The following is a 17,651-nucleotide window of genomic DNA, read 5'->3' on the forward strand; positions in this document are numbered from 1 at the left end:
CCAAGGCGGGACGTCGTCTGCTGGCCGGGTCCACCGGCCGGGCCCGGGAGTTGGAAGGCAGGCACGCAGGAACTGCCGAACCCCGGCGGTGAAGGATTTCGGTGCTCGCAGCCTCGTCCGACCGAGACTGCGCCCTGGAGTATCCGTCTGGTGACATCACCCCTCTCCGAGCCGCCGAGACATTCCCTGGATGGAGAACCTCCGAGTCAGGTCAGGCGTCGTCTTCCGGGCCGGGATCGCCGACCTTCGCGGGCGCGGCGACAGAAGCCCACAGGGTCACGACCGCGTCGGTCATCTCGTCGGGGTTGGGGGACGGGATCAGATACAGCGAGCTCGTGGCTCGCAGCAGAAGCTCCGCCAGGACCTCCCGTCTCACCGTGCCTTCCTGGACGATGCCAAGATCGTCGAACACGGGCTCGAGGAGTTCCGTCACCTGGGCCACGAAGGTCGGGAAGATGCCGCGGATGAACTCCAGCGCGAAGGCGGGCTCCGCTTCGATGACTCGGGAAACCTCGGGATGGTCGTCTCCGTAGTGCATGATGGCGTCGGCGATCGCGCGGAGGCGACCGGAGGCGACCGGCTGCCCGGCGACCGCTTCGTCGAGCGCGGCGCCGNCCCCCCGCCGGACGTGGTCGCTGATGGCGGTGAGCAGCTCACCCTTGGTCTTGAAGTACCGGTAGAGCGTGCCACGGGAGACCTCCGCAGCCGCGGAAACATCGCGCAGGGACATCTTGGCCGGGCCGCGAGCCGCTATGCACCCCAACGCTGCATCGAGGATCTTCGCGGGCGTCTCGAACCTGTTCCCCACTGCGTGCCTCCAGTCCGACTGCGTTCGTCCAGTCTGACGGCGTGCCTCCAGTCCGACGGCGTGCCTCCAGCCTGACGGCGTGCCTCCAGTCCGACTGCGTTCGTCCAGTCCGACAGCGCGCCTCCAGCGTGACGGCGGGACGACCCGCTCCCGGCCTCGTCCACACGAGCGTGCCCCTGGTGGCCCCTAATGGCCGATGGTGGGAGGACTCCCAGGATCAAGATGTTGTGCGCCGGGGCCGTCGAGGAGCCGCCGATGCCTACAGGGTTCCCGAAGTCACTCAATGCGATCGATCGGATACTCAATCCTTTCAAGGAAGATCGAATAGAACTTTATTGACTCTATTGACTCAATAAGGCTAGCCTACCAGCGTGTCGCAGACCACAGTCTCGCATCGTCGAGCACAGCCACCACCGAGTCGTCGGGCCGCCGTGCGGATGCGGGCGCGGCATGCCGGGCAGTGGTCGGCGTGCCCCAGTCCAGGAGAAAGGGTGGAGCCCCCCGTCGTCTGACCAGATCAGGGCCGCGCGTCGCCCCGATCCAGGCCTCCCCGGCGGCCAGGCCGCGGTCGCGCTGGGTAACCAGTGACACACAGGCACGGTGGCGTTGCATCACGACGGAGAACGCCCACCCTGACGATCGTCCGCCTTGCCCCAGAGGGCACCGTCCGGTCGCGTCGAGAACAGGCGCCCGCAGCCGATACCCGACGGCTCCCGAGCCGGCCCGCCGGCCGCGCCGCCAGCCGGTCCGCTCCCGACGATGATCTGGTCGCGGCCGTCAGCGCGAACCGTTCTGTAGACATGGTCGCCGCACATCGCCTTTGTCGCGCGCGACGAGGTGCCCGACCAGAAGTGTTTCACCGACCTCGCCATCCCCCCAAGAAACCCGGCAGCCGTTTCCCGAGCCGGGTCGAGAGCCGGCGCGGCGGGACGCAACGTTCTCGTGTACGCACTCTAGGGATAAGTCGGTGCCACTGAACATCGGACGGCGCTCGGTGACTGCGGCGGCAGCTATCCGGAACGCCGGCGACTTTCCCGTCATTCCCACTGCGCTCATCACGCTTGACTGCGTCCCACCGCAGGCTGGCGGAACAGGCCGACAGGCTTGCCGTTGCTACCGATCACCGACACGCTGAAACAGCGCCGGAAATGCGGTAGATCGGCCCGGCCGTCATATCATAATCACGAAACGAGAGGCCGACCCGTGACCACCGTAGACGAAGCAGGATTTAGCGACACCGACCTGGACCATCANAGCGCAAGATTCCGGGAACACAACTACGAGATTATGACGGATCTCCAGAACCGTTGCCCCGTGGCCAAGTCATCGGCCTGGGGCGGCTACTGGCTCGTCACCTCGTATGCGGCCGTGTTCGACGCCTGTCGAGACTCGGATCTCTTCAGCAACCATATGAGCAAAGCTATTCCGGCCCTGCCGATCGAGACGTCTTTCATTCCGATCGACATCGACCCGCCAATGCTGCAGAAGTACCGGAAGTTACTGCTTCCCTACCTCTCGCCCAAGGAGGCGGAACAACGGGAGCCGGCCCTGCGGCGCACGGCCACCGAGTTGATCGACGCCTTCATCGAGAGCGGCGAAGCCGACCTCGCCGAGCAGCTCTTCACCCCGCTTCCGGCCCGGTGGACGCTGCAGCTCCTCGACTTCGACGAGAGCCGCTGGCCGGACTGGATCGACTGGCTGCACTCTCTCATCCATGACCGTGCCTATGCCCCGGAGCGGTCCGCCCAGTCCGCGGCCAACATCTACGGCACGATCGCCCAGGAGATCGCCCAGCGCCGGCTCCACCGGGGCAAGGGCGTGCTCAGCGATCTCATGGAGGCGGAGATCGACGGAGCGAAGCTTTCCGACGAGGAGCTTGCCGGCATCGTCGTGCTGCTCCTGCTCGGCGGCATGGACACCACGGCAGGCCTCACCGGCAATGCCTTCCTGCGCATCGACGCCGATCCTGCACTGCGCCGCCGGCTCCTCGAGGACCCGGCCGTCCTGGAGAGCGCGACGGAGGAGTTCCTGCGCCATGACACCCCGGTGCAGGGCCTCACCCGAGTCGTCACCCGGGACGCGGAGTTCCACGGCCGCCAGCTCAAGAAGGGCGACCGGGTCATGTTGATGTTCGCGGCGGCCAACCGCGATCCCAGCGCCTTCGAATGCCCGCACGAAATCGATCTTGATCGCGGCACGAATCGGCACATGGCCTTCGCGCTGGGTGTCCACCGCTGCCTGGGATCGAACTTCGCGCGGGCCATGTTCCGCGTGATGATTACCGAACTGTTGCGTCGGCTGCCGGACGTGCATGTCGCGGCTCCCATCGAGCGCCTTGCGGACGCGGGCGACGTCTACGCGGTAAAGCACCTTCCGGTTCGCTTCACTCCCGGGCCGCGCGAAGGCGTGGGTATGCCTGCCTACCGTGACTGAGCCAGCGGCCGCGGTCCCGTGGCGCCTTACGCGACGCCTGGAACGCCGCAGGATCTCGAACCCGTTCCGGATCTGGTAGGCGGTCGCACCGGGATGAGCTGCGCGGTCGGATACAGCTTCCCAGCACCACGTCCGGCTTTCTCATCACGCACTGCGTGATGACCATCGAGCTGAGAGGGACTCAGATGAAGGTGTCGGTCAGCAACGAGTTCTGCCATGGCCACGCGCAATGTCATGCGAAGGCCCCGGAGGTCTATGCGCTCGACGACGAGGGTTTCATCGGCGCGGTGGCACAGCTGGACGTGCCACCTGGCCTGGAGGAGGCTGCCCGGCTCGGTGCCGCGGCCTGCCCGGAGCGAGTGCTCTCGCCGGTCGAGTAGGTGTAGTCCGCGCGAGCGGGGACCTGTAAGCCGAAGGGGGTCCGGTCGGGCCCAGTCCAGTCCGGTCGGGCCCCGTCCGGTCGGGCCCGGTCCGGTCGGGCCCGGTCCGGTCGGGCCCGGTCCGGTCGGCTCAGGTCGGAAGGTCGTCGAGATCGGCGCAGAGGGCCCGGATGATCAGTGCGGCCGTCAGCCGGGTCCGGCCCGCCGGGGTGTCGATGGAGAAACCCAGGACGCGCTCGGCCTTGGTCAGGCGCGCGATCAGGGTGCTGTGGTGCACGTACAGCACGGCCGCGGCCTGCCGCAGCGAGGCGGTGGCGCCGACGGCGACGAGCATGGCCAGCGTCTGCGGGCCCTGCGGCTCGGCGCCGAGCCGCCGCAGCGCCGCCACGTCCGGCGAGGCGGCGAGCCGTTCCCCGGGCACCTGCTCGGCGATGGCCCGCCAGACGCCGAGGCTCTCCTCGGTGACCAGCGCCGACCCCCCGGCGAGCGTGGTCAGCCCGGCCGGCAGCCCCGAGCCGGTGAACCGCAACGCCGTGCGGGCGCCGCGCCACGCCCGCTGCGCCGCCGAAGCCGGCACCGGCGCGGACCGGCCCACCTGCACGCCGGTCGGGATCGTCGGCTCGTCGGCGGGTGCCTCCCGACCGACCACCGCGCGCACGTCGCCGATCCGCACGGCGCGCACCCATGGATGCAGCCCGGCCAGGAACTCGGCGCCGGCCGCGGGATCGGGCGAGCGGACGGCGTAGACCGTGACCGGGCAGGTCGGCTCGATGCCGAGCAGCCGCAGGGCACGCGCCCGGCCGGCATCATCAGCGCCCGCGCCGAGCACCAGTTCCAGCAGCGCCGGATCTCCGGTCCCGGGATGGTCGAGCCGCGGCCGAGGGGACAGCGCCCGAACCGCGTGCGCCAGCCGGTCCAGGAGCATCCGATCCTGCGCGAGCGGCTGTCCCGGCCGCGCGAGCCACACCCACCGGTCATCGCCAACCGGCGCCCGGGCCACACCGTCGGGCGGGTCGCCGGCGGACGGGACTCCCCCACCAGCCCGCACCGCCAACGGCGGCACCGAACCACCGGCGAGGCCGACCTCGCACCCGGCGAACTGGGCGGTGGCCGACAGCACGGCCTCCAGGCTGGCCCGGTGCTCGACGAAGCCGTCGAAGAAGGCGATGATCCGCACCGCGCCCAGCGCGCCCTCATCCAGGTCCGCCAGCCGCAGGATCAGCCCCTCCATGCCAGGAGACTACGACCGTGGGCAGGCGCGCGGGCGCCGGCAAGGCGCGCGGGCGAGCGATCGCCGCTGGACACGAAACAAGCCCGCGCTCAACGATGACCCGAGGCCCCAGCCCCCGGGTGCCAGCTCACGGACGGGAGGATCGCCGGTGCGCTACGCCATCGACCCGGAAATCGCGCCGTGGATTGCGCTTCTGGTCGACGTGCCGATCGCCGACGTCGCACAGGCCCGCGCGCTGATACGGGAGCTCACCGCGGCAGCGCCGCAGCCCGATTCCGGCGGTATGGTCTCGATCAGCGAGCGGACGATCCCGGGACCGGCGGGGGCGCCGGACGTCCGGGTGCGGATCTACCGTCCCGTCGCGGCGCCGGCCGACTGTCCGGCGGTGCTCTTCCTGCACGGCGGCGGTTTCATTCTCGGCGATCTCGACATGGCGCACTCCGAGGCACTCCGGTTCGCGGAGCTGGGTTGTGTGGTGGTCAGCGTCGACTACCGGCTCGCGCCCGAGCATCCCTACCCGGCCGCGGTCGACGACTGTTACGCCGCGCTCACCTGGCTGGCCCGCGAGGCCCGGCCGAGCCTGGGCGTGGATCCGGCGCGCATCGCCGTCGCCGGCGGCAGCGCGGGTGCGTGCCTCGCCGCCGCGCTGACCCTGCTCAGCCGCGATCGCGGGGGCCCCGCCCTCTGCTTCCAGTTTCTCACCGCTCCCAAACTCGACGACCGTCTCGACACCGTGTCGATGCGCACGCTCACGGACACCCCGATGTGGGACAGCGGAAAGGTCGCGCTCACCTGGCGCTACTACCTCGCCGACCGCGCCGGCGCCCCCGACGCGGTCGTGCCGCCCTACGCGGCGCCGGCGCGCGCGGCGGACCTGTCGGGCCTGCCGCCCGCGTTCGTCTCGGTCTGCGAGTTCGACCCGCTGCGCGACGAGGGCCTCGCCTACGCGCAACGGCTCGTCCAGGCCGGGGTGCCCACCGAGCTGCACCTCTACCCGGGCACCTTCCACGGCTCGCGGCTCATCCACAACGCCAAGATCACCCGGCAGATGATCGCCGACGAGGATCGCGCGATCGTCCACCGCCTCGGCCTCGAGCCTCGTCTCCTCCCGAGCCGAGAATCCTAGGACCGCTCCCGAGCTGGGAATCCTGGGACCGTAGTGCTGGGACCGCGAGTGCTGGGACCGCGAGTGCTAGGACCGCGAGTGCTAGGACCGCGGGCGGGCGGAAACCTGCCGGCGCGGGTCCCCCGGCTGCTCGAAGCCGCTCAGGACGTGGGCGAATCCGCCGTCGACACGGGAGTCGCGGCGCGCGCTGGTGGTGACCCGCACCGCGGTCGTATGCAGGACGCGCAGGTCGAGATGGCGGTGCAGGTTCGCGGCCAGGGCGTTGTCCTCGCCGACGGAAAGCGGGGGGATGCCGCCGACCCGGTTGTAGGCATCCAGGCGGATGCCCAGGTTGGCGCCGTGCGCATGCCGGTGCCGACTCGAGTCTGCAGGTTCCATCCCACGGTAATGCCGCAGGAAACGTCGCTGAGCGGGGGCGGGAAAGCCGTCCCAGTCGTCGATGTCGACCACGCCGAACACCGCATCCGCGCCGTCGCGCGCGAACTCCACCTGAGTCGTGATCCAGTCGGGGGAGACCTGGCTGTCCGCGTCGGTGGTCGCGAGCCACACCGCGCGTGGATGGATTGCCGGCATGCCCGCCGCCACCCGGGAGATCAGGTGCGCGAACCCGCGCGACCGGGCCCTGCCCACGTTCCGCTCGCGCACGGCGAGGGTCGGCACGGCGCGCGTCCGGCAGTGCCGGGCGGACTCGTCGCCGCAGTCGTCGAGCACGACCAGCACCGCGACGTCGACGCCACGCAGACCCGGATGGTGGACCGCCTCGCCCAACGCGTCCAGGCAGGCCCCGATCAGATCCTGCTCGTCATGGGCCGGGACCACGACGCCAACCCTGCTGATTCGGTTCACAGCAGGCTGACCCGCTTCACCGCAGGCCCGTCCGCGCGGCGACCGAGCGGGCGTCGCGCGCCCAGACGTCCGCCACCAGATCGTCTTCGAGATGGTGCACGAGGCGCGTCAGTCCCGCACCGGCGGCGGCCTCCCCGAGCAGCGCATGCACCTCGTCGCCCCCGCACAGGTAGTCCTCGACGGGATGCCGCCAGTGGACGGCGACGAGCGTGCCCGCCGAGGCGGTGGCACGGGCGGCAACGAGGCGGGCGTCGGCCCGGTCGAAGTAGTAACCCACCTCGGAGAGCACCACGAGCTCGAAGGTCCGCGTGGGCCAGTCCCCCGGCAGCCGCGCCACCTCGACGCGCACGTTCGGCAGGTCGGCGGTCTGGCGGGTGGCGGCCGACACCGCGGCGGGCGCCACATCGGTCGCCAGCAGCCGCCCGCAGCGGCCGGCGAGATCGCGGGTCAGCAGGCCGATCGAGCAGCCCGGCTCATAGCCGGTCGCATAGCGGTCGTCGGGGAGCAGGGCGACGGTGAGCGCCCGCTTCCGCCGCTCGTACCAGCGGTCGGCGAAGCCCCACGGGTCGCCGTCGCCCGCGTACATCTCGTCGAAGTACTGCGGCGGCAGCGTCATCGAACCCTCCGTGAACCCTCGCGGCCCGGCTTCCCGCTGTGTACCCGGGTTCCGGTCGGCAACGACAGCAAGGACGACAGCAGGGACGGCAGCGGGGACGGCAGCGGGGACGGCAGCGGGGACGCCGCTCGCGAGTCACAGCGACCAGCCGGGCTCGGCCGCGGCAACGACGGCGGCGCCGAGATCGGCCAGGTCCCGTTCGGCGTGCTCCTGAAGGAGGTAGACCTCCAGGTCGGCGACGCGAGCGGCATGCCGGCGGTCGCGGGCGCGCGGCCCCGGCCCGAGCGCCCGATCGACCCGGCGGATCACCTCGGCCGCCGCCCCCGCCACCGTCGCCCGTGCCCGCCGGGCGAGACGCGCGTGATCCGCGTCGGGACGGCCGTCGACCGCGACCGCCGCCGCCCGCAGCACATCGCGGGCGCCACCGAGCGCGACGTCGACGGCGCCGAGATGGGCCGCCGCGTGCGGGTCGTCCCCGCGGCCGCCGACCCGCTCCCGCAACGGCGCGGCCACGGCGGCAGCACCCCCGTACCAGCAGGCCGCGACGCCGATCCCGCCGATCCAGAACCCGGGACGGCGCAGGTATTCGTCCGGCCCGCCGACGGCGCGGGCGGGAACCCGGTCGAAGCGGACCCGCCGGGTGTCGGCCGCCTTCATGCCGGGGGCGGCCCAGTCGTCGGCGGCGACGGTGATCCCCGGGGCGTTCAGCGCGACCGCGAGGAGCTGGCGAGACTGTCCGTGGCGGGCAGTGACCAGGGCGTGGGTCAGCAGGGTCGCGCCCGAACACCAGACCTTGGCCCCGTCGAGCAGCCAGCCCGTCCCCTGCTCCTCGAGCGGGACGGCGGTCAGTACACCGGTGGGATCCTCCGCCGCCCAGACCCCCCAGCGGGACCCCGGCGGCAGCGGTTCTCCCGCGAGCTCGGCGACGATGGCCACCGCGTCGGCGTGCGCCTCGGCGAGCCGCGCGAGCACCAGATCGTCCGCCGCGAGCGCCGCCAGCGCCGTCCAGCGTTCGAGCGTCCGGCCGCCCCCCGGCAGCGGCAGGTCCCCCGCGGCCACGCACGCCTCGGCCAACGCGTCAGCCCGTACCCGACTAGGTGCTCGCATGGTCCCCTCGCAACCGGCATCCGGTTCACGGCGGGCGGCCACCCGAGGGTCCGCCGGGCCGCTCGTCGGAGTATGGGGTACCCCCTCCGCGGCAGTACGATCGCCCGACTATGCCCGAAGGTCACACTGTGCACAGGTTGGCCGCGGTTCACCAGCGGATGTTCGCCGGCCGGCCGGTGGCCGTGGCAAGCCCCCAGGGCCGTTTCGCCGAGGGAGCGCGCCGGCTGGACGGCCGGCTGCTCACCGACGCCGAGGCACACGGCAAGCATCTGCTCCTGCGGTTCGACCACGACCAGATCCTGCATGTGCACCTCGGCATCTACGGCACCTACGCCTTCGGCCCCCTGCCCGCTCCCGTGCCGACCGGTGCCGTCCGGCTGCGGCTCACCGCGGACGCCGGATACGCCGACCTGCGCGGTCCCAACGCCTGCGAGCTGCTGGAACCCGGCGGGGTGAAGACGCTGCGCGACCGGCTCGGCCCCGATCCGCTGCGCGGCGACGCCGACCCGGACCTGGCCTGGCGACGGATCGAACGCAGCCGCACCCCGATCGCCATCCTCCTGCTCGACCAGACGGTCGTGGCCGGCCCGGGCAACATCTACCGGGCCGAGGTGCTGTTCCGGGCCGGCCTCGACCCACTGCTGCCCGGACGGGACCTGGCCCGGCGGCAGTGGACGGCCATCTGGGCCGACCTGGTCACGCTGATGGCCGACGGGGTGCGGACGGGCCGGATCGACACCGTGCGCCCCGAGCACACCCCCGAGGCGATGGGCCGCCCCCCTCGGGTCGACGACCACGGCGGCGAGGTCTACGTCTACCGCCGCGCCGGCCAGCCCTGCCTGATCTGCGCCACCACGGTGCTGACCACCCGCCTGGCCGGCCGCAACCTGTTCTGGTGCCCCGGCTGCCAGCCACCTCACATAGGCTGAACTGTACCGATGCGACGAGGGCGAGACCGGTCATGGGATTCACCGAAGAGTGGGAACGCTGGCATGCCCGGCGAGTGGAGGCACTCACCGCCCCGTTTGGCCCGCTTTCCAGCCTGTGTCGCGGTCGGGCGTACCGTTCGGCCACCTCGTCCGATGTCGCCGGTCTTTCGTGGGTCAACCCGCTCGATGCGTGGGCCAACCCGCTCGGCGCGCTGACCGGGACCGGCAGCCGGTCGGCGCCGGGCGCGCTGCGTCGGGTGGTTCTCGACACCCCGCTGCGCGGCCTGGGTTCCTATGCCGGTCTCACCGACCAGCAGAAGACGCTGCTCGGCCAGGAGGGCACGTACGGCCTGGGCCTCAGCCAGGTCGAGGAGGGCGCGATCCGGGTCTCGCACGGTGCGATGGAGGTCTTCGAGCCGCATCCGGACTGGGTGGTTCCCGCCGTCTTCCAGCCCTGGCCCGATGGTTCCAGCGTCCCGGTCGAGGTGCCCAGCACCAAGTCCGGCACGATGACGCTCACCCTGGTCGGCCGGGTCGAGTTCAGCCTGCCGGACGGCGGCACGACGGGGCTCGCGGTGAGTCCGCTGCTGCAGGGCGAGCTACACGCCGTGTTCGTCGACCTGTCGCGACGGAACCGTTTCCCGTTCCGCTTTCTGCGGATTCCCGCGCCCGACGACGACAACACGACGGTGCTCGACTTCAACCGCGCCGTGCTGCCGCTGGCCGCGTTCAACGACCGCATCCCGGCTCCCGCCCCGCCGCCGGGAAACGTCCTGGAAGTCCACGTGACCGCCGGCGAAAGCCATCCGCAGCCCGACGTCTCCGACATTCTCGAATATCTCGACAGCTAGGCCCGGGGACGGCCTCGGCTTCGGCTTCGGCCTCGGCTTCGGGGCGCTACCGCCAGGCCGACCGGCTCGCGGCGGTGTCGATCACCTCGGCGGGAAGCTGGTCCCGGGCAACGTCAGCGACCGTCACCGACTCCAGCAGTCTGGTGAGGCCGGCGCGCATGGCGATCCAGACCTTCTGCAGGGGCACCGCCGTCCCCTCGTAGGCGAGATCCTGCGGAAGCTCGCCGCGCACGGTGGTCACCGGCCCGTCCGCCGCCTGGATGACATCGGCCAGGGTGATCTCATCCCCGGGCCGGCACAGCCAGAACCCGCCCCCGACCCCGCGCTGGCTCGCCACGAGGCCGGCTCGGCGCAGGTCGCCGAGCACGCTGTCGAGGAACTGGCGGGGGATCTGCTGTTGCTCGGCGATCTCCGGCGCCGAGCGACGTTGTGGGTGGGCGGCCGCGAGCTCGATGACCGCTCGCAGCGCGTAGTCGGTTCGCGCCGAAATCTTCATGCCGCCTGCATCGGGTCGGGATCATGCGACGCACCTGCGGCCCGTCGTCGACATTCTAGGAGTTCGACGCCACTTCGGCGATAATCGCTAAAACCGATCGGCATAGTAGGATTTACGCTGGGCAGACGGGAGACATGCGATGAGTCCTGGTCCAGCAGCACCGACCGCGGCGGCGCCGGCCGCCGGGGCGCCGCTTGCGGGTCTCGAGAACCTGCTGGCCGAGATTGCCACCGGGGCGGCCGAGCGGGAGACCCATGACCGGCCGCCCTTCGCGGAGATGGACCTGCTGCGCCGGTGGGGAGTTGGCACGCTGCGGGTGCCGGTCGCCGCCGGTGGGCGGGGGCTCGGCCTGGCCGCCTTCTTCGATGTCGTGCGCCGGCTCGGCACGGCCGACCCCAACCTGGCCCAGGCACTGCGTAACCACTTCGGCTTTGTGGAGTCACTCCTGCGCCAGCCGCCCGGTAAGACGCGCGACAGCTGGCTCGACCGGGTCGTCGCCGGTGAGCTGTTCGGGTCGGCGGCAAGCGAGTTGTCCACCCCTCGGGCGGGCGTCATCGGCACCTCGACGAAGCTGGTCCGGGACGGGGACGGCTACCTGCTCGCGGGAAGCAAGTACTACAGCACCGGCAACATCTACGCGGACCGGATCGTGGTGATCGCCGTAGCCGAGGACGACGCGCTGGTCAGCGCGATCGTTCCCGCCCACCGCGAGGGTGTCGTGCACCTCGACGACTGGGATGGCATGGGCCAGCGTTTCACCGGTTCGGGCACCACGGAGTTCCACGATGTCCGCGTCCACGCGACCGAGCTCCTCTCGTTCGGCGACGCGACCGACCCGGGACGGGCGTTGAGCCCGACCTTCTCCCAGCTCTACCTGACGACCATCATCGCCGGCATCGTCGAGAACGTGCGGCTCGACGTCCTCGAGCTCGTCTCGCGGCGCTCCCGCAACTTCCGCCACGGCCTGGTCGAGGAACCCCGGCACGAGCCGACGGTGCAGGAGACAGTCGGGGAGATCGCGGCGAACAGCTTCGCCGCGACATCGATCGTGGCCACCGCCGCCGTCGCACTCGCGGCCGCGCACGAGGCGCTCGGCCACGGCGACGGTCACGCCGACGACGCCCGGACACGGGCGATGTTCGCCGCGGCGAAGGCGAAGACGATCGTCGACCGGATCGGCACCGACACCGCGTCGCTGCTGTTCGACGCCGGCAGCGCCACCAGCGTGCGCCGCGGACCGCAGCTCGACCGGCACTGGCGCAACATCCGCACCCTCGCCTCGCACAATCCTCGTTCCTACAAACTGCGCCTGATCGGCGACCATGAACTGAACGGAACACTGCCGCCCCCGGGCGCCTTCTTCTAGACCGGGCCTTCCGCCAGGCCGGCCTTCCACTAAGCCGGGCCTTCCACTAAGCCGGGCCCGGCGCGCCGACACCGAGGATGTCGCGCAGGGTCCGGCCGGGATACTCGTGGCGGAAGATCCCGCGCCGACGCAGGATCGGCACAACGTGGTCGACGAACAGTTCCAGGCCCTCGGGCGCGGTGTCGACGAAGATGTTGAAGCCGTCGGCGCCCCGTTCGACGAACCACGTCTGAAGGTGGTCGGCGATCTGCTCCGGGCTGCCCACGATCGACAGGTGGCCGCCGGGGTTGTCCGCGATCAGTTCCCGCACCGTCAGGTTCCGCACGCGGGCGTGCGCGAGGACCTGGTCGCGAAACGGCCTGGCCCGCGACGGCGGGGTGAACGACTCGACCTGCTCGTACGGCAGCGGGGCATCCGGCTTCAGCAGGTCCGGCGGGACGAACAACCGCTCGGCGAGCTTTTCCACCAGGTGCTCCATGCCGTACAACTCGTTGAGCCCGTCCCGGCGGGCACGGGCCTCCTGTTCGGTGGAGCCCACAGTGACCTCGAGCCCGGGCAGCACCAGCACGTCCTCGGGACGCCGGCCGTGGCCGGCGGCGAGCGCCTTCACGTCGGCGTAGAAGCTGCGCGCGCCGACGAGCGTGCGCTGGACCGTGAACAGCCCGTCCGCCCAGCGCGCGGCGTACTGCCGGTGCCGCGGGGACGCGCCGGCCTGGAACAGCACGGGCCTGCCCTGGGGCGTGCGGGGCGAGCCGAGGGTGGCCCGCACGGGGAAGTACCGGCCGCGGACGTCGACCTCGTGGACCTTCGCCTCGTCGAGGAACCGTCCGGTCGCCAGGTCGGCGACCACCGCGTCCGGCTCGAGGCTCTCCCACAGGCGCAGGACCGCCTCGACGAACTCGCCCGCCCACCGGTAGCGCTCCTCCTCGGCGGGCTCCGCGCCCACCCCGAAGGCCGTGGCGGTCTCGGGCGCCCAGCTCGTGACGATGTTCCAGCCCGCCCGGCCGGCGGTGATGTGGTCGAGGGAGGCGAACTGGCGGGCGACCTCGAACGGCGTGCCGAAGATCGCCGAACGGGTACCGATCAGCCCGATGCGCTCGGTGCGCTGGCTGATCGCGGCGAGCAGCGAGACCGGTTCGAGCGCGTGCCAGTTGCGCCGGCCGTGCTCGCTGTGGATGGCGCCGTGGTTGTCGCCGCGGAACAGCGCGTCGAACGTGCCGCGCTCGGCGATCCGCGCCAGCTCGACGAAGTGGTCGATGTCGGTGAACGAGTCGGGGCTGTTGTTGTACCGCCAGCCGGCGACATGCGCGCCGTCCGCGAGCAGCACGAGATTGAGGTGAAGCTGGCGCGGTGCGTCGGTCATCGCGCCACCTCCTTTCCGAGAGCGCGGGCCCCGGCGTCGACCGCCGCGACGCCGACCGGGAACGACACGATGCCGTCGCGACGCAGTTGCTCCTCCAGGGCGGCGCACCAGACGATGTAGTCCTCGTGCAGGCGGGCGCGCTGCTGGCGGGTGGGGGGCGGCGGGAGCACGAGCGGCTTGCCTGGATCAGCGGGCTGCTGGGCCGAGTCGGTGGCGGTCGGCAGGCCCGCCTCGCGCCACGCCCGGGTGCCGCCGTCGAGCGCCGCGGCGCTCCCTCGGCCCGCGGCGCGCAGATCGGCGGTCGCCCAGCGGGCCAGCGTGCCGTCGCCGGAGGTGACCACGAGGAATGGTTCGCCCGCGGGGAGGCCAGGCCACGCCGCCAGCGCCGAGCGCGTCGTCACCCACGATCCCGGGATGTAGGGCCGCGCGAGCAGCCACCCGGCCGCCGACGGCGGCTCGACGTCGACGACGACCGCGGCGCCGCCGTCGAGCAGCTCCCGCAACGCCGGGGCGCTCACCGTCGGGACCTCGGGCAGGGGGACGGTCTCGGGACCGCACACGAGTACGTCGGATCCGACGACATCCTGGCGCAGAAGGTCGAAGTACCGGACATCGGGACGCGGCAGGTCGGGACGCCGGACGTCGGGACGCGGCAGGTCCGGGGACCGGCGATCGAGGTCGAGGAGATGCACCGCAACGTCGGGCAGGCCCATCCTGGCCAGCCACACGCCGGTCGTGAATCCCCGCGTGCCGTAGCCGTCATCGACGAGGACCACTCGGGCACCGCGGCTGGCCACGTACTCGTCCGTCGCCTGGATGAGCTGGCCGCCCGGCGCCCACCGGCTTCCCCGCAGGTGACCGGCGACGAACTCGGCCTGCGTACGGACGTCAAGCAGATACAGCGTCCGATCGGCCGCCGCCGCGACGAACCCGCTCAGCTCGGCGGCGGAGATCTCCAACACCCCGGTGCGGGCGGCGAGCGCCCGCGCCGACTCCCCCGCCCGGGCCTCCTGCGCCGGCTCGGGCACGGGCAGCGGGGCGGTCGAACCGGCCACCGACGGGTAGCCGGCGAGGCTCCACGCGGCCAGGCCGCCGTCCAGGACGGCGACCGGGTTGGGGAACCCGGCGTCGATCAGGGTCTGCGCGCCGATGATCCCACGGGTCCGGCCGGCGCAGGTCACCACGACCCGGGTGTGTGGCGACCGGACCGCCGCGTACGCCCGGCGTACCAGCTCGACCCCCGGCGTGTTGCGGGCGGTCGGGATGGCCGTGTACTCGAACTCCTCGGCCGTGCGGGTGTCGAGAAGGACCACGTCCTCCCCCGCGCTGTCCTCCCCCGCGTCGAGGCCGGCGCGCAGTTCGGTCGCGGAGACCCTCGGCGTGCCGAGCCGGCGCAACGCGACCTCGCCCAGGGCCCGGCTGACCGTGTTGTATCCGGTGAACAGCTCGCCGCCCGCCGCCCGCCAGCCGGCGAGGCCGCCGTCGAGCACGCTGACATCGGTGTATCCCAGCGCGGCCATCCGGGGTACGGCCCGCATGACCGTCTCCTCGCGCGTTCCGACGACCACCACGGGCACCGTCGGCCGGGGCGCCAGCAGGGGCAGCCGAGGTTCGAGGTGGTCGAGGGGAACGTGCGTGGCGACCGAGAGATGACCCGCGGCGAACTCGTCGCGGGTACCCACGTCCACCACCACGAGGTCCTGGCGGGCCCGCAGCCGGGCATGGAGCTCGCGCGGGGCGACGACCCCGGCCGACGAGCCCGTCACCGGGCCACGGCGGCGGGGCGGTGGGGTCGCCAACCCAGCGCGGGCGCCACCTGCGTCGCGATCAGCCGCAGCGCCTCCAGGGCGGCGTCCAGCGACGGCCGGCCGGGTTCGAACTGCACCAGCAGATCCGTCGCCACGCCCAGCACCGGCTCGGCCGCCAGCCCTTCGATCACCTCGTCCGGATGCCCGCAGAAGATGTGCAGGGTCGACAGGACGTTGTCGATCGTGTCCTCGCCGACGTCCGGGAACGCGCCGGAGGCCTTGATGTTGGCGAAGGCCGGGAACAGCCCGTCCGACAGGTGCGCCAGCGCGGTGGCCCGGTCCGCGGCGGGGAAGACCGCCCGGCACACGGCCACCCGCCGCCCGACACCCGCAGACCCGACACCCGCGGACCCGACACCCGCGGACCCGACACCCGCGGGCAGGGCGGCGCGGTACCGGTCCGCCCAGCCCCGGTGCACCGTGCCGGGACGGTCCGGGAAACCGATGGCGGTCTGGTCGAGCAGGAGGTTCAGGCCCTCCCGGCCCACCTGCTCGGCGGTCTCGCCACTGTGCGCCCCCTGCCAGATCCGGGCCTCGGCCACCTCGGGCGCGCACGGCGTCAGCACCGCGCCGTCCTCGGTCAACGGCCGGCCGCTCAACGCCCGGCGCAGGAGCTCGCGATGCTGCGCGTGGATCTCCCGCTTGCGGCCGAAGTCGCGCCCGAGGGCCCGGTAGGCACGCTGGTCCGAGCCGCTGCCCAGGCCGAGCTCGACCCGCCCGCCGGACAGGATGTCCACGACGGCGACGTCCTCGGCCAGTCGCACCGGGTCCTCCAGCGGCAGCACGTTGACCGCCGTCCCGAGCCGGATGTGCCGGGTCGAGGCCGCCACGTTCGCGAGGAACGTCCACGGCGAGGGCAGCCCGCCGAGGGGATGGGTCGACGTCGGCAGGTGGTGCTGCGCGACCCAGCCCGAGTCGAAACCCAGCTCGTCGGCGGCGACGAACAGTTCGTGGGCATCCGCGTAGGCCTGGCGCGCGTCGGAGCGGATCGCCGCCCGGGTGAAGAAGCCCAGCCTGAAGGCGCTCGTGTCGGTCATCGGCCCTTCTCGTTCGTCATCCGGGACACGGGAATGCACCCGGGGATGGGTTCCAGGCGGTCGGCCGGGGGTGGTCGCGGCGGGCGCCGCGCGGTCAGGGACGGGCCGCCGCGACGGCCGCGTCGACCTTCGCCGTGACGTCCAGTTCCTTGAGCTTCTGCGCGACCGTGTCGTTGAAGCCGGTGTAGTAGTGGTCGCGGATGTTGACCGCCCGCTTGATCAGGCCGCCGGAGTAGGCGACGTCGGCGGTGTTGTGCTGGATGCGGTCGAGCAGCGCGGCGTCGAGGACGTGCGGAACCTGCCGGTTGGCGATGGCGGTGGACCTGGCCTTGGCCGGGGTGAGCTTCGCCGCGTCGACCCAGACCTGCGCCGACTGGTCCGGCTGGGTGATGTTCCACAGCTCGTAGGCCACGGAGCGGCCCACGAAGTCCCGGATCGCCGCGTTCTTCCGCTGGTCCTTCAGCGCGCCCCGCGACGCGACGAGCACGCCCAGCCCGAGGGCGCCGGTCTGCTTGGTGGTGGTCAGGACCTGCGCGCCCGCGTCCAGCGCGGCGCCGGCGCGGGCCGGCGACCCGGCCCACGCGTCGACGTCACCCTGGGCCAGCGCGGTGGCGCCCACCGTCGAGTCGAGCTGGACGGGCTTGACGTCCGCGGGCGTGAGCCCGGCCTGCTTCAGGGTCAGCAGGTACTGCAGCTCGGAGGTCGCGCCCGGGGAGTAGGCGAACTTCTTCCCGCGGAGGTCGGCGAGGCGCTCGATTCCCGAGTTCTTGCCGCGCAGGGTCACGATCGGCGGGTAGTTGGTGTCGTCGGCGGGCTGGGTCGCCAGGACCCCCTGGATCGGGGGGTCGTTCGCCGGCCACGCGGGCTGGGCGTTGGCCTGGGCCAGGATGAGGGCGAAGTCGCTGAGCTGACCGATGTCGACCTTCCCGGTCGTCAGCGCGGTCGTGACCGTCGCGGCGTTGAACTGCGCGAACTGGACCTTGTACGGGGCGCCCTGGAGCACGCCGGACTTCGCGAAAGCCGCCTTCACGTACGGCGACTGGGTCGCGAAGGTCAGGGTCACGCCGCTGAGGTCGTTCTGCGCTGCCGCTTTGCTGCCGCTGCTGCTACCGCTGCCGCTGCTGCCGCCGTCCGATCCGCAGGCGGCGGCGGCCACGGCCAGCGCGAGCAGCGGGGCGGCCAGGCGGAGCCGACCGAATCTTCCGATCTTCATGGATGCGTTCCCGAGGTGTTGGTGGGGTGGCCGAGCCGGTG

General features: G+C 72.1%; 15 protein-coding genes and 1 pseudogene. 6 read left to right on the top strand and 10 right to left on the bottom strand.

What is annotated here, in order from left to right:
• Positions 1-615 precede the first annotated feature (615 nt).
• Positions 616-808: pseudogene (locus tag FF36_RS40100) on the bottom strand (TetR/AcrR family transcriptional regulator); the annotation flags it as partial.
• A gap of 1,476 nt (positions 809-2,284) precedes the next feature.
• Here FF36_RS40100 and FF36_RS40105 point away from each other — a divergent pair.
• Together FF36_RS40105 and FF36_RS22845 are read left to right on the top strand one after the other, a co-directional pair.
• Complete coding sequence (locus FF36_RS40105) at positions 2,285-3,241, top strand: cytochrome P450 (protein WP_277912974.1); 957 nt, start codon at positions 2,285-2,287, stop codon at positions 3,239-3,241.
• A 158-nt stretch (positions 3,242-3,399) separates the two neighbouring features.
• On the top strand, positions 3,400-3,621 hold the full coding sequence (locus FF36_RS22845; RefSeq protein ID WP_242419166.1) for a ferredoxin: 222 nt from the start codon (positions 3,400-3,402) through the stop codon (positions 3,619-3,621).
• Positions 3,622-3,751: 130 nt separating this feature from the next.
• On the opposite strand, the gene FF36_RS22850 is transcribed toward FF36_RS22845, so the two are convergent.
• Positions 3,752-4,852, bottom strand: a complete 1,101-nt coding sequence (locus FF36_RS22850; protein WP_044887202.1) for a helix-turn-helix domain-containing protein — start codon at positions 4,850-4,852, stop codon at positions 3,752-3,754.
• A gap of 148 nt (positions 4,853-5,000) precedes the next feature.
• On the opposite strand from FF36_RS22850, the gene FF36_RS22855 reads away from it, so the two are divergent.
• Positions 5,001-5,978 (top strand): alpha/beta hydrolase, encoded by a 978-nt coding sequence (locus tag FF36_RS22855; protein WP_044887203.1) that lies wholly within the window; start codon positions 5,001-5,003, stop codon positions 5,976-5,978.
• An 81-nt stretch (positions 5,979-6,059) separates the two neighbouring features.
• Here the strand turns inward: FF36_RS22855 and FF36_RS22860 are convergent, their stop codons facing one another.
• From FF36_RS22860 to FF36_RS22870, 3 genes are all read right to left on the bottom strand, one after another.
• On the bottom strand, positions 6,060-6,797 hold the full coding sequence (locus FF36_RS22860) for a glycosyltransferase family 2 protein (RefSeq protein ID WP_052681352.1): 738 nt from the start codon (positions 6,795-6,797) through the stop codon (positions 6,060-6,062).
• Positions 6,798-6,840: 43 nt separating this feature from the next.
• Positions 6,841-7,440: an SAM-dependent methyltransferase gene (locus FF36_RS22865; RefSeq protein ID WP_044887204.1), complete on the bottom strand. Its 600-nt coding sequence runs from the start codon at positions 7,438-7,440 to the stop codon at positions 6,841-6,843.
• Positions 7,441-7,575: 135 nt separating this feature from the next.
• On the bottom strand, positions 7,576-8,547 hold the full coding sequence (locus FF36_RS22870) for an acyl-CoA dehydrogenase family protein (protein ID WP_044887227.1): 972 nt from the start codon (positions 8,545-8,547) through the stop codon (positions 7,576-7,578).
• A 110-nt stretch (positions 8,548-8,657) separates the two neighbouring features.
• On the opposite strand from FF36_RS22870, the gene FF36_RS22875 reads away from it, so the two are divergent.
• A complete protein-coding gene (locus FF36_RS22875; protein ID WP_044887205.1) occupies positions 8,658-9,476 on the top strand; it encodes an Fpg/Nei family DNA glycosylase in 819 nt (272 codons plus the stop codon).
• 32 nt (positions 9,477-9,508) lie between these two features.
• Complete coding sequence (locus tag FF36_RS22880) at positions 9,509-10,327, top strand: DUF1684 domain-containing protein (protein ID WP_044887206.1); 819 nt, start codon at positions 9,509-9,511, stop codon at positions 10,325-10,327.
• Between the two features lie 46 nt (positions 10,328-10,373).
• Here FF36_RS22880 and FF36_RS22885 read toward each other — a convergent pair whose 3' ends face one another.
• The gene (locus FF36_RS22885; protein ID WP_044887207.1) at positions 10,374-10,823 is read right to left on the bottom strand and encodes an RrF2 family transcriptional regulator; all 450 of its coding nucleotides are present in this window, start codon (positions 10,821-10,823) and stop codon (positions 10,374-10,376) included.
• Between the two features lie 139 nt (positions 10,824-10,962).
• On the opposite strand from FF36_RS22885, the gene FF36_RS22890 reads away from it, so the two are divergent.
• Entirely contained in the window at positions 10,963-12,189 is a 1,227-nt protein-coding gene (locus FF36_RS22890) for an acyl-CoA dehydrogenase family protein (protein ID WP_044887208.1), read from the top strand.
• Positions 12,190-12,235: 46 nt separating this feature from the next.
• Here the strand turns inward: FF36_RS22890 and FF36_RS22895 are convergent, their stop codons facing one another.
• From FF36_RS22895 to FF36_RS22910, 4 genes are all read right to left on the bottom strand, one after another.
• Positions 12,236-13,552: an NtaA/DmoA family FMN-dependent monooxygenase gene (locus FF36_RS22895; protein WP_044887209.1), complete on the bottom strand. Its 1,317-nt coding sequence runs from the start codon at positions 13,550-13,552 to the stop codon at positions 12,236-12,238.
• Positions 13,549-15,318 (bottom strand): rhodanese-like domain-containing protein, encoded by a 1,770-nt coding sequence (locus FF36_RS22900; RefSeq protein WP_161849162.1) that lies wholly within the window; start codon positions 15,316-15,318, stop codon positions 13,549-13,551. The genes FF36_RS22895 and FF36_RS22900 overlap by 4 nt, the downstream gene beginning before the upstream one ends.
• Complete coding sequence (locus FF36_RS22905; protein ID WP_044887210.1) at positions 15,315-16,397, bottom strand: LLM class flavin-dependent oxidoreductase; 1,083 nt, start codon at positions 16,395-16,397, stop codon at positions 15,315-15,317. The genes FF36_RS22900 and FF36_RS22905 overlap by 4 nt, the downstream gene beginning before the upstream one ends.
• 94 nt (positions 16,398-16,491) lie before the next feature.
• On the bottom strand, positions 16,492-17,610 hold the full coding sequence (locus FF36_RS22910) for an ABC transporter substrate-binding protein (protein WP_044887211.1): 1,119 nt from the start codon (positions 17,608-17,610) through the stop codon (positions 16,492-16,494).
• Positions 17,611-17,651: the final 41 nt, after the last annotated feature.

This window comes from Frankia torreyi, assembly GCF_000948395.1.
GTDB classification, from domain to species: domain Bacteria; phylum Actinomycetota; class Actinomycetes; order Frankiales; family Frankiaceae; genus Frankia; species Frankia torreyi.